This is a genomic window from Falsiroseomonas tokyonensis (assembly GCF_019024325.1).
Classification (GTDB): domain Bacteria; phylum Pseudomonadota; class Alphaproteobacteria; order Acetobacterales; family Acetobacteraceae; genus Falsiroseomonas; species Falsiroseomonas tokyonensis.
In genome coordinates this window covers 384,033-397,215 of sequence record NZ_JAFNJS010000002.1, presented here as the reverse complement: position 1 = coordinate 397,215, position 13,183 = coordinate 384,033, and the positions used below count along the sequence as shown (strand labels likewise).

13 protein-coding genes are annotated in these 13,183 nt (G+C 70.7%); 6 read left to right on the top strand and 7 right to left on the bottom strand.

Going from position 1 to position 13,183, the window contains the following annotated elements:
- Positions 1-33: 33 nt before the first annotated feature.
- Positions 34-1,065 carry a hypothetical protein gene (locus J3S20_RS08065; RefSeq protein ID WP_216835935.1) on the top strand — a complete coding sequence of 344 codons (1,032 nt, stop codon included), beginning with the start codon at positions 34-36 and terminating at the stop codon, positions 1,063-1,065.
- Here the strand turns inward: J3S20_RS08065 and J3S20_RS08060 are convergent.
- The gene (locus tag J3S20_RS08060; RefSeq protein WP_216835934.1) at positions 1,062-1,658 is read right to left on the bottom strand and encodes a histidine phosphatase family protein; all 597 of its coding nucleotides are present in this window, start codon (positions 1,656-1,658) and stop codon (positions 1,062-1,064) included. The genes J3S20_RS08065 and J3S20_RS08060 overlap by 4 nt on opposite strands.
- Positions 1,658-2,770: a Kelch repeat-containing protein gene (locus J3S20_RS08055; protein WP_216835933.1), complete on the bottom strand. Its 1,113-nt coding sequence runs from the start codon at positions 2,768-2,770 to the stop codon at positions 1,658-1,660. The genes J3S20_RS08060 and J3S20_RS08055 overlap by 1 nt, the downstream gene beginning before the upstream one ends.
- A gap of 205 nt (positions 2,771-2,975) precedes the next feature.
- Here J3S20_RS08055 and J3S20_RS08050 point away from each other — a divergent pair, with 205 nt between their 5' ends.
- Complete coding sequence (locus J3S20_RS08050; protein ID WP_216835932.1) at positions 2,976-3,320, top strand: YMGG-like glycine zipper-containing protein; 345 nt, start codon at positions 2,976-2,978, stop codon at positions 3,318-3,320.
- 59 nt (positions 3,321-3,379) lie between these two features.
- On the opposite strand, the gene J3S20_RS08045 is transcribed toward J3S20_RS08050, so the two are convergent.
- The 4 genes from J3S20_RS08045 to msrA all read right to left on the bottom strand — a co-directional run bounded on the left by J3S20_RS08045 (position 3,380) and on the right by msrA (position 6,301).
- A complete protein-coding gene (locus J3S20_RS08045; RefSeq protein WP_216835931.1) occupies positions 3,380-4,138 on the bottom strand; it encodes a polysaccharide deacetylase family protein in 759 nt (252 codons plus the stop codon).
- Positions 4,135-5,235 (bottom strand): YVTN family beta-propeller repeat protein, encoded by a 1,101-nt coding sequence (locus tag J3S20_RS08040; RefSeq protein ID WP_216835930.1) that lies wholly within the window; start codon positions 5,233-5,235, stop codon positions 4,135-4,137. The genes J3S20_RS08045 and J3S20_RS08040 overlap by 4 nt, the downstream gene beginning before the upstream one ends.
- An 84-nt stretch (positions 5,236-5,319) precedes the next feature.
- Positions 5,320-5,745: a peptide-methionine (R)-S-oxide reductase MsrB gene (gene msrB, locus J3S20_RS08035; protein WP_216835929.1), complete on the bottom strand. Its 426-nt coding sequence runs from the start codon at positions 5,743-5,745 to the stop codon at positions 5,320-5,322.
- 10 nt (positions 5,746-5,755) lie between these two features.
- Positions 5,756-6,301 carry a peptide-methionine (S)-S-oxide reductase MsrA gene (msrA, locus tag J3S20_RS08030; protein ID WP_216835928.1) on the bottom strand — a complete coding sequence of 182 codons (546 nt, stop codon included), beginning with the start codon at positions 6,299-6,301 and terminating at the stop codon, positions 5,756-5,758.
- Between the two features lie 161 nt (positions 6,302-6,462).
- On the opposite strand from msrA, the gene J3S20_RS08025 reads away from it, so the two are divergent.
- The 3 genes from J3S20_RS08025 to J3S20_RS08015 all read left to right on the top strand — a co-directional run bounded on the left by J3S20_RS08025 (position 6,463) and on the right by J3S20_RS08015 (position 10,687).
- Complete coding sequence (locus J3S20_RS08025) at positions 6,463-7,518, top strand: serine hydrolase domain-containing protein (protein WP_216835927.1); 1,056 nt, start codon at positions 6,463-6,465, stop codon at positions 7,516-7,518.
- 350 nt (positions 7,519-7,868) lie between these two features.
- Positions 7,869-9,602, top strand: coding sequence for a calcium-binding protein (locus J3S20_RS08020; RefSeq protein WP_216835926.1), 1,734 nt, complete (start codon positions 7,869-7,871; stop codon positions 9,600-9,602).
- 113 nt (positions 9,603-9,715) lie between these two features.
- Positions 9,716-10,687, top strand: coding sequence for a Bug family tripartite tricarboxylate transporter substrate binding protein (locus tag J3S20_RS08015; RefSeq protein WP_216835925.1), 972 nt, complete (start codon positions 9,716-9,718; stop codon positions 10,685-10,687).
- A 3-nt stretch (positions 10,688-10,690) separates the two neighbouring features.
- Here J3S20_RS08015 and J3S20_RS08010 read toward each other — a convergent pair whose 3' ends face one another.
- The gene (locus tag J3S20_RS08010; RefSeq protein WP_216835924.1) at positions 10,691-11,875 is read right to left on the bottom strand and encodes an MFS transporter; all 1,185 of its coding nucleotides are present in this window, start codon (positions 11,873-11,875) and stop codon (positions 10,691-10,693) included.
- Between the two features lie 231 nt (positions 11,876-12,106).
- Here J3S20_RS08010 and J3S20_RS08005 point away from each other — a divergent pair, with 231 nt between their 5' ends.
- Positions 12,107-13,183, top strand: coding sequence for an asparaginase (locus tag J3S20_RS08005; RefSeq protein ID WP_216835923.1), 1,077 nt, complete (start codon positions 12,107-12,109; stop codon positions 13,181-13,183).

Below are 13,183 nucleotides of genomic sequence, written 5' to 3'. Positions count from 1 at the left end.
GCCTGATCCCTGCCGCGGCGCCGGAGGCAGGCCATGACGATCCTTCCGCAGAATCCCATGGTCCATAACCACCTGGCGCAGCTGGAGGTACGGGCCGACTTCCTGGCAGGGCGATTGGCCTCGTCAGGACCGCTGCCGCCGGAGCTTTCGGAAATCCGCGCCACCATCGCGAAGCTGCGTGCCGATTGCCTGGACGGCGCGGCGGAACCCGAGGACCTGCTCTGGAGCCGCATCTACCAGGCCGAGCGCCGCCTCGCCTTGCTGGAGCCGGAGGAGACGCTGGTGGCGGAACTGCGCCGCCGGCTGGACCAGGCGGTGGAGCAGCGGGTGCAAAGCGCGCCGCGGCTGCAGTCCTATTTCGATGCCGCACTGCCGCTGGTCAGCGATACCGCGCAGACCCCGCCCGGGTTGAAGCCGGGTGGCGCGACGCGGCTGCGCGCACTGCTGCTGGCGGTGTTGGAGGAGACGCATACGACGCTGCAGCGCAAATTCCACGCGCGGCCGATCCAGAAGAAGGCGGCGCGGCTGGTCGCCTTCCTTGGCATCGTGGGCTGCGCCATCTTCCTGCTGCCCTATCTCGCCATCTACCTGGCGCCGCGCCCGGTCCCGCCGGGGCCGCTGGCCTTTTCCGGCTGGGCCTGGCTGCCGCTCTATACCGCCGCCAGCACCGGCTTCTTCGGCGCCATGTTCAGCCGCCTGCTGACGCTGCAGGCGAACCGCGCCGCCATGACGCTGGGCGAGCTGAACGATGCGCGCAGCCTCTGGTCCAATGTGCTGCGCGGCGCGGTCGGCACCACGGGCGCCATCATCGTCTATTTCTTCCTGCTCTCGGGCGTGGTGGGGGGCGCGCTGATCCCGAATTTTTCCCAATTGGGCTTCGACCAGTTCGCCCATCCGAAGGAGGCCACGGCGCCGATCACCTCGCTCAGCCTGGTGCTGCCCAATGCGCAGCTGGCGCTGCTGGTGGTCTGGAGCTTCCTGGCCGGATTCTCGGAACGGCTGGTGCCGAGCGTGCTGAAATCCTCGGAGGTTGCGATCCGGGAGCCGCCGAAGCCCAACCCCTAGGCCAGCGTCTCCGCCGCCAGCATGCCGAGCAGACCCGCCTGGGGCGCGAAAATGGCCAGCGCGCCTTCGGGATACTCCGCCTGGCTCAGGCCGCGCCCCAGCACCATGCCCAGCGGCACGATATGGCCGACCAGCACATCCACCGCATCGGGCGCGGAGGGGCGGCGGACGCGGTCGCGCAGCCAGGCGATGTTCGCCGCCAGCAGCGCCGGATCGGGCGTGTAGTCATCCGCCGTCAGCCGCGCCTCCACCACCGCCCGGGCGCCGAAGGCAAGCTCCGCCGTGTCGCGCGCCCGGAACACCGGGCTGGTCCGCACCTCGCCCAGCCGGATGCCGCGCGCGGCGAAGGACTGACCCAGGCGGCGCGACTGGGCGCGCCCGGCCTCGGAGAGGTTGCGTTGCCCCGCCCGGTCTTCCAGCCGGCCGGTATCGGCCTGGCTGCGATCCGTGATGCCATGCCGCAGCACGACCACCACGCCGCCAGCGCGCAACGCGGAGAGCAAGGCCGCCGCCGCCTCGCCCTGCGCCGTGGCCGCGACAGCCGGCGCCGCCAGCAGCAGCGACGGCGCCGCCAGGAAGGACCGGCGCCGCATCACCCGAGGGTAAAGGCCTCATGCACCGCGGTCTTGATTCCCCCGCCCACCACGGGACCCCCGCCGGCGACATAGATGAAATCGCCGATGGTAACGGCGCCCATGCCGTGGCGCGGCGTCGGCATCGGGGCGTGGTGCTGCCAGGTGTCGGTGACCGGGTCGTAGCTTTCCATCTGGCCGTGCACGCGGCCGGTCAGCATGCGGTTCTCGAACCAGCCGCTCTCGCCGCCCATGGCGAAGAAACGGCCGCGGTAGAGCACCAGCCCGTGGCCGGAGCGCGGCGTGGGCAGGGGCGCGCGTTCCACCCAGGTGTCCTGCGCCGGCAGGTACACATGGTGCAGGCCGGTATTGTATTCGAAGGTGTTGAAGCGGCCGCCGATGATGTGGATCACGCCGTCATGCGCCAGCACGCCGGCATGGTCCCGCGCGCCGGGCAGCGCCTTGCGCATCTCCCACTTGTCCGCCTGCGGATCATAGACCTCGTGCCAGCCGACCGAGGCGCGCTCCGCCTCCGGCTCCGAGGCGCCGCCGATATGGTGGATCTTGCCGTCCAGCACGGCCAGCGCCCCGGCGCCGCGCGGGCGTGGCATGGGGGCCAGCCGGTCCCAGCGATCGGCGGCCACGTCATAGGCGAAGGCCAGCGTATCGGCGCCGCGATTCTGGTTGCTGAAGCCACCGAAGGCATAGACCCGGCCGCCGGTGGCCACCACGCCCACATGATTGGCGCCGCGCGGCAGGCGGGCGGCTTCCCGCCAGCTGTCCGTGACGGGGTCGTAGATGTGGTGCCAGGTGTTGTTCACCTGCTGCTCGGCATAGCCGCCGACGACATGCAGCTTGCCAGCCCATTCGGCGGCCCAGGCCATTTCCGTGCGCGGCAGCGGCAGCGGCGCGCGGTTCACCCAGCGGCCGGGCGGGCCGGCGGGTGCGGGGCTGTCGACGAAGCGCTGGGCATATTGCGCGGGGGTCAGCACCACCGGCCCCTGGCCGCGCAGCGGCGCCATGCGGTCGGACGGGATCGGAACGCCGTGATGCGGCACGGCCTGTTGCGCGCCTGCCGCCCTGGCGCCCGCCAGCAGCGCCGCGGCGCCGCCGAGCATCATCCGCCTGTCCATGCCGCCCATCCGTTGTCTTGCCGAGACGGCAGGCTAGCAGGCCGCGCAGATGAGGGAAAAGCCACGTTCTGGCGCCATGCGAAGGCGCGCTTGCGACCACAAAAGAACCCCGATCCGGCCGGCACGTTGTGGTTACGACGCCCCGACCGGACTTGGCGCCGGCCGGGCGCGACCCGACATCTGTCACCTGACGAGGAGACCCTCCATGCGCCCATCCCGCGCCCTGCTGCTGGCAACCCCCATCCTGGCGCTGGCCGCCTGCAGCGATCCGAACGACCGCAATCAGCGGGCGCTGGCCGGTGGTGCGCTGGGCGCCGGCGCCGGCGCGCTGATCGGCTCCGTCACCGGCAGCGCCGGGCGCGGCGCGCTGATCGGCGGCGCGCTGGGTGCCGTGGGCGGCGCGCTGACCCCGGCGCCGGAGCCGGAGCGGATTCCGCAGGATCCGTATGTCGCCCAGCAGCGCGACCCCCGCTACGGCGGCTGGTACGACCAGTACGGCAATTGGCACCAGGGCGCCCCGCCGGCCGGCTACCAGCCGAACTATCGCTGAAGCATTTTCAAGCCTTGCGGCTTCGCAAGGCGACCCGGAAAATGCGCTGAAACAGCACGTCAGGCCACGCCTTCGGGCGGCAGCGGCGCGAAGCACAGGCCGCGGGCCAGCAGGCCCGTGACCAGCGCCTCCAGAATGCCGGCAAAGGGCTCGCGCCTGCTGCGCACGCCCCAATGCATGACGAGCACTTCGCCGTGCCCGATATTGGCCAGGTTGCGGCGCAGCAGGGCGGCGTTGGGATGGGCAGAGCTGTCCAGCTCGTCGCCCAGGAAGCCGTTGCGGGTCCAGCCCTGGTGGCGCAGGCCGCAGGCGGCGGCCATGGCCACCGCATTGCGCGTGACGATCCCGCCCGGCGCGCGCCACAGCGGCAGCACGCGCGCCTCCGGCGCGAAACGGCGCAGCGCCGCGATCGGGCGGGCCAGTTCGGCACAGAGCCCCGCCTGGTCCAGCACCTCCTGCCCCTGCCCACGGCGCGACCGGAAGGTGGTCCGCCCCGGGCCGGGGTCATTGGCAAAATACCAGTGGCGCCAGGTATGGCTGGCAAAGCTGTGGCCCTCCGCCACCCGGGCGCGCCAGAAGGGCGCCCAGCTTTCGGACAGGGTGGTGTCGCCGCGATAGGTGGGCTCGTCCGCGATGAAGAGCGTGGCGGTGACCGCATGGCGGCGCAGGATGGCGGCGATGGAATCGGCCTCCCGGCTCCAGCCCGTGTCGATGGTGAGAAAGACCTGCCCACGGCAACCCTGCGGCCCCTGGGCCAGTGCCGGGGCGGCCAGTGCCGCGAGACCGCCCGCCAGCAGGGCCCGACGGCCCGCCTTCATCGCGGGCGTTGCAGAGAGGCCGGCCGCACAGGCGGATGCGGCGGGATACTGCCCGGCACCAGCCCGGCCGCCGCCGGCGGCGTCGCGCCCGGCCGGCCCGGCAGCGGCGCGGGCAGCGGCCGGGTGCCGGATACGGCGCCAGGCTGCGCCATGGCGAAATCGGCGCCCTGCCCCATCGACTTGTAGAAGATGCCATGCGGCGACCGGCCGACGCGCGCCGTTTCCCAACGGTCCGCCGCCGGGTCGAGGATGGCGACGGAGCGGGACCAGCGCAGCGTCATCCAGACCCGGCCCTGGGGGTCGAAGGTCAGGCAATCCGGCCCGCCGGGGATGGCCCAGGTGCGGCGCACGGTGAGCGTTTCGGGGTCGATCTCGGCCACCCGGCTGTCCACCCGGCTGGTCGCATAAAGCGCGCGGCCATCCGGCGCGGGGTAGATGGTATGGGCGCCGCGGCCCAGGGTGAAGGCCGGCGCCACCTCCCGCGTCGTGGGGTCCAGCGTGACGAAATGGGTGCTGCCCATGATGCCAAGGACCAGCTTGCCGCGATGCCAGATGATGCCGGCGGGTTCCGGCCCGACTGGCTCGACCCAGGCCTCGGTCATGGTCTGCAGGTCGAAGGCCGCGACCTGGCCATCGCCCTGGATGGTCACATAGACCATGCGGCTGTCCGGGCTGAAGGCGATGTGACTGGGCTTGTCGCCGGGGCGGAAGCGCTGCAGCAGCGCGAGCGTCTGGGCATCCAGCACATCCACCTGACCGCGGCGCAGGCTGGCGATGACCAGGAAGCGGCCATCCGGGCTGAATTCCAGGTGGTAGGGGTTCGAGATCGGCGCGCGCCGCAGCACCTGGCCGGTCGCGGGGTCGAGGAAGAAGACCTCGTTGCCGCCGGAATCCGCCACCAGCAATTCCCGGCCGTCCGGCGTCACCACCAGGTGATGCGGCTCCCGCAGCACGGGGATGCGGTTGCGCTCCGTGCGCGTCGCCGCATCCAGCACCGAGATGGTGGCATCCGCCGAATTCAGCACATAGACCAGATCCGCCCGCGCTCCGGCCGGCAGGAGGAGCGCGAGGCAAAGGGCGAGGCTACGCCAGTGCACGGGAAGGCCCTTCGAGCGGCGGAAGTGCGTTTTGCAGAATCGCTGTCCGGCTTGGAATTGTCCAGGGTCCCGCTTGCCGGCGGATTAACCCGCCGGCTGGAACACCATCGCAACGCCATTCATGCAATAGCGTTCCCCGGTCGGCGCCGGGCCGTCCGGAAAGACATGGCCGAGATGCCCGCCGCAATTGGCGCAATGCACCTCCGTCCGCGTCATGAAGAAGCTGCGGTCGGTGGTGGTGGCGATGCCACCGGGCAGGGGGCGGAAGAAGCTGGGCCAGCCGGTGCCGCTTTCGAACTTCGTCGCATTGTCGAACAGCTCATGCCCGCAGGCGGCGCAGGCGAAGGTGCCGGGGCGCTTTTCGGACAGCAGCGGGCTGGTGCCGGGGCGTTCCGTACCGTGCTGGCGCAGCACCTTGAAGGCCTCGGGCGAAAGCTCGGCCCGCCACTCGGCCTCCGACTTCTGCACCGGGAAGGTCTCGGCGGGCTTGTCCTTGCTGAACAGGCTCATGGGTCTCTCCTCAGGCCGCGGCGGACTTCAGGCGGTGGGCGAAGCTCTTGCGGAATTTGGCGACCTTCGGCGCCACCACCACGCGGCAATAGCCCGACCAGGGGTTGCGGGCGAAGTAGTCCTGGTGCTCGGCCTCGCCCGGCCAGTACTTCTCCAGCGGCACCAGTTCGGTCACCAGCCTGGCGCCCCAGATGCCGGAGGCCTCGACCTCGGCCATCACATCCTTCGCCGTCTGCTGCTGCTCGGGCGAGTGGTACAGGATGATGCTGCGGTATTGCGGGCCGACATCGTTGCCCTGGCGGTCCTTGGTGGTGGGGTCGTGCAGGGTGAAGAACATGCGCAGCAGGTCTGCATAGCTCACCACGGCGGGGTCGAATTCCACCTGCACCACCTCGGCATGGCCGGTCTGCTTGCCGCACACCTGCTCATAGGTCGGGTTGGACACATGGCCGCCGGCATAGCCGCTTTCCACGCGGCTGACGCCGTTGACATGGCGCAGCGCGCCCTCGATGCACCAGAAGCAGCCGCCGCCCAGGGTGGCGGTTTCCGTCGTCATGATGGGATCTCTCCTGCGTTGGACCGGTATATGGGCGTTTTCCGCCGCGGATGCAGGGGGCGGCGACGCCTTCACCGGGTCACGGCCAGCACTTCGCCAAAGCCGTTCAAAAGGTTTCGCGGGGGCTTCCAGGCCGCGGCAGGCGCGGGCACCCTGGCCGCATGACGCAGCCATCCCCGCACCTGCCCCCCCGCCTGACCGACGCCGTGGCCTACGCCGAGGCGCATGAATCCCCCTTCCCGCGCGACCTGCTGGCGCATCTCGAAGCCGGGCATTTCGACCCGCCACCGTACAATGCCGTGCTCGGCCCGGTGTTTCCGCGCGGCGCGCCGAACGGGCTGGTGCTGCATCGCGGCCAGCGCGTCGCCTCCTGGGGGGATACGCGGCAGGCGGACATGACCTTCAGCGCCGCGAAATCCTACCTCTCGCTGCTTGCGGGCATCGCGCAGGCCGATGGGCTGCTGCCGGACCTGGACGAGCCGGTGCGCGTGCGGGTGCGGGATGGCGGCTTCGAATCCGACCAGAATGCCGAGATCACCTGGCGCCACCTGCTGACCAATACCAGCGAGTGGGAGGGCGAACTGTTTGGCAAGTCCGACCGCATCGACCGCGGCCGCGACCTGGCCCGCGAAGGCTCCGGCCCCAAGGGCATGGACCGCGCCCTGCAGCGCCCCGGCACCTATTGGGAATACAACGACGTCCGCGTGAACCGCCTGTCGCTGTCCCTGCTGCACCTGTTCCGCCGCCCGCTGCCGGAGGTTTTCGCCGAGCGCATCCTGGACCCGATCGGCGGCAGCCGGGACTGGGTCTGGTACCCCTATGACAATGCCTGGGTGGAGATCGAGGGCCGCCGCCTGCCCTCCGTGCCCGGCGGCACGCATTGGGGCGCCGGCATGCGCATCCATGCTGAGGACCAGGCCCGCATCGGCCAGCTGGTGCTGAACAAGGGCGCCTGGGAGGGGCGGCAGGTGGTGCCGGCGGCCTGGATCGAACAATCCATCGCCCCCTGCCCGCTGAACCCGAGCTACGGCTTCCTCTGGTGGCTGAACGGCGCCGGCCGCTGGAAGGAGGCGCCGGCCGATTCCGTCTTCGCCATGGGCGCCGGCGGCAATGTCACCTGGATCTGGCCGGGCGGCGAGGTGGTGGCCGTGCTGCGCTGGGTGCACCCGGATGCGGTGGGCCCCTTCTGCGCCAAGGTGGCGGCGGCGCTGGGCTGAAGGGCCGCGGAAAGGCGCGGCGACGCGCCCGCCCGCCGCATCACGGTCGCGGCACCTTCCGCCAAATACTTACAGTTTCGCTAAAATTAGTTAGGCGTTCGTCGCCAAACAACGTATTTACTTAAATACGAACTGAGTGATGTGCCGACCGGCCGTCCTCAGTCCCTGCCCCTCGCTCGGGGGGCCGGCCTCCCCTTCCCCCTGCCTGCCCAGTCCAACCCATTGGAACGCAAATGCCGCGCGGCGCCCCCATGGCGTCATCCGGCCGCGCGGCGATGGCGTGACATGTCCGCGCGGCATGTCACCGGACCAGGTTCGCAAGACAAGCCCACGGCAAGGAAAAGAAAAACATGGCCACCGTTTATGTCAACCTGGGCAATGTCAGCAACACCCGCACCTTCGGCGATGACGACCATATCGTCACCGGCGAGAACGGCGACAATACGCTGACCTTCGGCGGCGGCCGCGATGCCGTGACGCTGGGCAATGGCAACAACACCCTGACCTTCGCCGGTGGCGACGACAGCATCTTTGCCGGCGGCGGCAACAACACCATCACCGTCTCCGGCCTCAGCGCCAGCCGCATCAGCCTGAAGGACGGCAACAACACCGTCGTCGTGGCCGATGGCCCGACCAACATGCAGGCCGGCAACGGCCAGAACACCCTGACCGCCGGCGATGGCATCAACCGCATCGTCGTCGGCGATGGCGTGAACGCCATCACCAGCGGCGACGGCGACAGCCGCATCCTGGTGGGCGACGGCGATGCCAATACCATCACGGTCGGCATCGGCGCCAACCGCATCCTGCTCGGCGAAGGCACGGCGAATACGCTCTCCCTCGGCGGCGGCGGCAATATCATCGCGGTCTCGGCCGCGGCGCTGGGCACAGATTCGATCCGCGGCGGCCTCGAGACCGGCGACGGCAGCGGCAACGTCATCAATGTCAGCAGCGCCGGCCTGGTCGGCATCACCGGCGTCAGCGGCATCGAGTCCTTCCGCCTGTCGCAGCTCGGCGCCAACAGCATCATCGTGACCGATGCGAACTTCTCCCGCCTGCCCGATGCGCAGATCACCATCTATGGCGGCGCCATGGGCAATACGGTGGATGCCGCCTCGCTCTCCGCCGCCAATGGCGTGCTGGTGCGCGGCGGGGCGGGCCTCGATGTCTTCATCGGCGGCGCCGGGCGCGACACACTGAGCTACACGGGCAGCAGCAGCGGCATCTCGATCAACCTCGCGAAGGACTTCGCCTCGGGCGGTGACGCGACGGGCGACAGCTTCAGCGGCTTCGAGAATGTGCAGGGCAGCGCCCATGCGGATCGCCTGGTTGGCAATGCCCAGGACAATCGGCTGGAGGGTGGCGGCGGCAACGACCGGATGAATGGCGGGTCGGGGCGCGACACGCTGCTGGGCGGCGCGGGCGACGACACCCTCGATGGCGGCGCGGCGCAAGACTCCATGGAAGGCGGCACGGGCAATGACCGCTATGTGGTGGACAGTGGCTCCGACCAGGTGATCGAGTTCGCCGGCGGTGGCACGGACCTGGTGCAGTCCAGCATCAGCTACACCCTGGTGGCCGAGGTCGAGAACCTCAACCTGCTGGGCGGCGCGACCCGCGGCGACGGCAATGAGCTCGACAACCGGATCATGGGCCAGGGTGCCAACAACCAGCTGATCGGCCATGCCGGCAACGACACCATCCTGGGCGGCGCCGGCACCGATACGCTGATGGGCGGCCTGGGCGCAGACCAGCTGACGGGTGGCACGGAGGCCGACGACTTCATGTTCAACACGGCGCTCGGCCAGGACCAGGTCGATACCATCACGGACTTCACCGTGGGGTCCGACAGGATCCTGCTGCAGGGCAGCATCTTCACCGGGCTGGCGCAGGGCCAGCCGGATGCGGATGCCTTCTTCCTGGGCGCCGCAGCGGGCGATGCCGAGGACCGGATCCTGTACGATGCCGCGACCGGCCAGCTCTCCTTCGATGCGGATGGCACGGGCGCGACCGCGGCGGTGGCCTTCGCCGTCGTCTCGACCGGCCTGGCGATGACCAACGCGGACTTCAGCGTCTTCGGCTGAACCACCGCGAAGGGGCCGCGCTTGCTGTCGCGCGGCCCCACCCTTCCTGCCCCCTGGCGTGCGACCCCCGGCCCCGGCATTCTTCGCGCCAGAACAAGAACCGGAGGATCCCCATGCAGCGCCGCCATCTCCTGGCCGCCCTCGCCGCGCCCGCCCTCGCACCCGGCCTCGCCCGGGCGCAGGACAATTGGCCGACCCGGCCCATCACCCTGATCGTGCCCTGGGCGCCAGGCGGGTCCAACGACGTGGTCGCCCGCCTGGTCGCGCCGCAGCTGCAGGAACGCCTCGGGCAATCCGTGGTGGTGGAGAACCGCGCCGGCGGCGGCGGGTCCATCGGCATGGGGCAGATCGTTCGCGCCCGGCCGGATGGCTACAACCTGCTGGTCTCCTCCGCCTCCAACCATGTGTTCCACGCGCTGGTCTCGCCCGACCTGGGCTATGACGTGCGCGACGCGCTGACCGGCATCGCCATGATGGTGGACGTGCCGAATGTGCTGGCGGTGCATCCTGGCCTCGGCGTCAGCAATGTGCAGGAGCTGCTGGCCAAGATTCGCGCGACGCGCGGCGGCATGTCCTTCGGCTCCTCCGGCACCGCCTCCTCCAACCACCTGGCGGGGGAGCTGTTCCGGATGATGTCGAACACCGAGATGGTGCACGTGCCCTATCGCGGCGGCGGGCCGGTGGCGAACGACCTGATCGCCGGCACCATCCCCATGGCCTTCATGAACCTGCCGACGGTGGTGGGCCCGGCCGAAGGCGGGCGCGTGCGCATCATCGGCGTCGGCACGGCGGAGCGGGTGCGCATCCGCCCGGACCTGCCGACGATCGCGGAGCAGGGCATGCCCGGCTATGCCGTGCGCAGCTGGACCGGCCTGTTCGCCCCGCGCGGCACGCCCGGCCCGGTGATCGACCGCCTGGCCCAGGCGATGAAGGAGGCGCTGGAGTCGGAGACAGTGAAGTCCCGCCTGACCTCGCTGGCCAGCGAACCGATCTGGATGGACCCGGCGGCGACCGATGCCTTCGTCCGCGCCGAATTCGACCGCTGGGGGCCGGTGGTGCGGGCCGCCAACGTCACGACCGGCTGAGCCTCACTCCGCCCCACGCCGCTCCAGCTGGCGGTGCAGCAGCACCACCAGCAGCGGCGCCAGCCAGGCGAGCGCGATGCTGGCGCCGACCAGCCAGCCCATATGGTCCAGCCCGCCATCCGGCCTTTCCCGCACCACCAGGGTGGAGGCCGCGGCCCCCAGCCCCTGGCCGAAACTGGTGGTGGCGGCGACCAGGCATTGATAGCTCATCCGCTCCGCCGGCAGGGCCACGCGGGTGGCGCTACCCTGGGCCACGGTGCTGCGCGCCAGTTGCACCGCCAGCACGGTGCCGAGCAGCCCCGTGACCAGCCAGGCCGGCCCGCTCAGCGCGAAGGCCGCGACCAGCACCGTGGTCAGCACGCAGCCCACGGTGAGGGAGGCCGGCAGCACGCCGACACGGTCCATCAGCGTGCCGGTGGCCCGCGTGGTGAGCACGGCCAGCGCGCCGCCCACCAGGTAGATCACCCGCAGCGCCGGCTCCCCCAGCCCCGCATTGCCCAGCGCATAGGCCGCGATGTGCGGCGAAACCAGCAGCGTGGCGAAGGAGGCCGCGCCGATCAGCGCCAGCCCCGTCAGGCTCTCCCCCCGCCCCAGCAGGCGCGCCAGGCCGGAAAGCGTCACCCGCGGCCGCGGCGCCGGCGGCGGCTGGCCGGGGCGCGGGCCGAGCAGCCACCAGACCGGCCAGAGCAGCAGCAGATAGAGGCCCGAAATCGCCAGGATCGGCACCCGCCAGCCACCCGCCGTGGCGCCCAGCACCAGCGCCAGCGGAAGTCCCGCCACCAGGGCCAGGCCATAGGCGCCCGTCACGCTGCTGACGGCGCGGTTGCGCCGCTCCTCCGGCACCGATTCCGCGATGCTGGTCACCACCGCCGCCATCAGCGGCCCCGCACAGGCCCCGGCACAGGCCCGCGCCGCCAGCAGCAGCGGAAAGTTCGGCGCCAGGAAGGTGGCCAACGAAAACACGCCGAGGCCGCAGAGCGAGCCCAGCAGCGCCGCGCGCCGGCTGACGCCGCCCAGCAGCAGCGCGCCGACCAGCCCGCCCAGCCCGGCGGCCAGGGTGTAGAAGGTGGTGGTCAGCGCCGCATCCTCGACCGGGATGCCGAGGTCGCGTGCCAGGAAGGGGCCGAGCGGAAAGAAGATCACGGCGCCCAGCGCATTGGCGAAGGCGACGGTGGCGAGCAGCGGCACGGTGGCGCCGCCGTTTCGGCCCGGGGGGCGGCCTGGGGGGCGGCCTGGGGATTCGGACGTGGCGCTGACTCCACTGCGGCGGCGGTCATGATGCACCGCAGCATGGACATATCGTCAAGCCGGGTGACTGTCAGGCCACATTGACACACGAGGTGCGGAATGCCTGACATATGCCGCTTGCGAAACCGAACATGCAGCTTCACAAAGGCAGGTCTGCGGAGGGATACGGATATGAGGGACGGCACAGACTTCGTCGAGCTCGCGCGCATCTGGCGCGGCCCTGTGGTGGAGAGCGTGCACCGGGGCACCGTCGTGGTGGCCGATTTCGAGGGAAGGCTGGTCGGCAGCTGGGGCGATGCGGGGCTGATGACCTTCCCCCGCTCCGCGCTGAAACCCTTCCAGGCGATGGCGCTGGTCGAGAGCGGCGCGGCGGAGGCCTATGGCCTGTCCGACGAATACATCGCCATGGCCTGCGCCTCGCATGATGCGCAGCCCTTCCAGACCGCGCTGGTCAGCGACTGGCTCGGCCGGCTGGGGCTGGACGAAAGCGCCCTGGTCTGCGGCCCGGCTTTGCCGCGGCGCGAGGCCGACCAGGCGACCGCTTTCGCCGAGGGCGGGCCGCGGCGGCTGTACCACAACTGCTCCGGCAAGCATTGCGGCTTCCTGACCGTGGCGCGCCACCTGGGCGCGGGCCTGGACTACGGGAATGCCGCGCATCCGGCCCAAAGGCTCTATCTCGAGATCCTGTCCGACTATATCGGCCGCGATGCGTCCGGGCTGCCGATGGGCCGCGACGGCTGCGGCCTGCCGGCCCTGGCGCTGCCGATGCGCGACCTGGCCAAGGCGGCGGCGCGGCTCAGCCTCGGCTATTCCGCGAATCCGGCGCGGCGCGCGGCTGCGAAGCGGGTGCTGGGCGCCATGCAGGCGCATCCGGACCATATCTCGGGCATGGATTCCGCTACCTCCCGCATCTTCCGTGCGACCCAGGGCCGCGTGGTGCTGAAGGGGGGCGCGGAAGGTTTCGTGATGGCCCTGGTGCCGGAACGGGGCTTGGGCATCTGCATCAAGATCGCGGACGGATCCTCCCGCGCCAAGTACGGCGTGCTGGCCCGCACGCTGGGCCATTACGGCGTGCTGCCGGTGGCGGAGGCGGAGGCGCTGATCGACCAGGTGAACGACCCGATCACCGACAGCACCGGCGCGCTGGTCGGCGGCACCGAGATCGTCTTCGAGAAGCCAGTGCCGACCACAGAGACCAAGGCGACGCTCGGCTTCTGGCTGGGCGGCGTGAAGGAAGCTTTTTTCTGA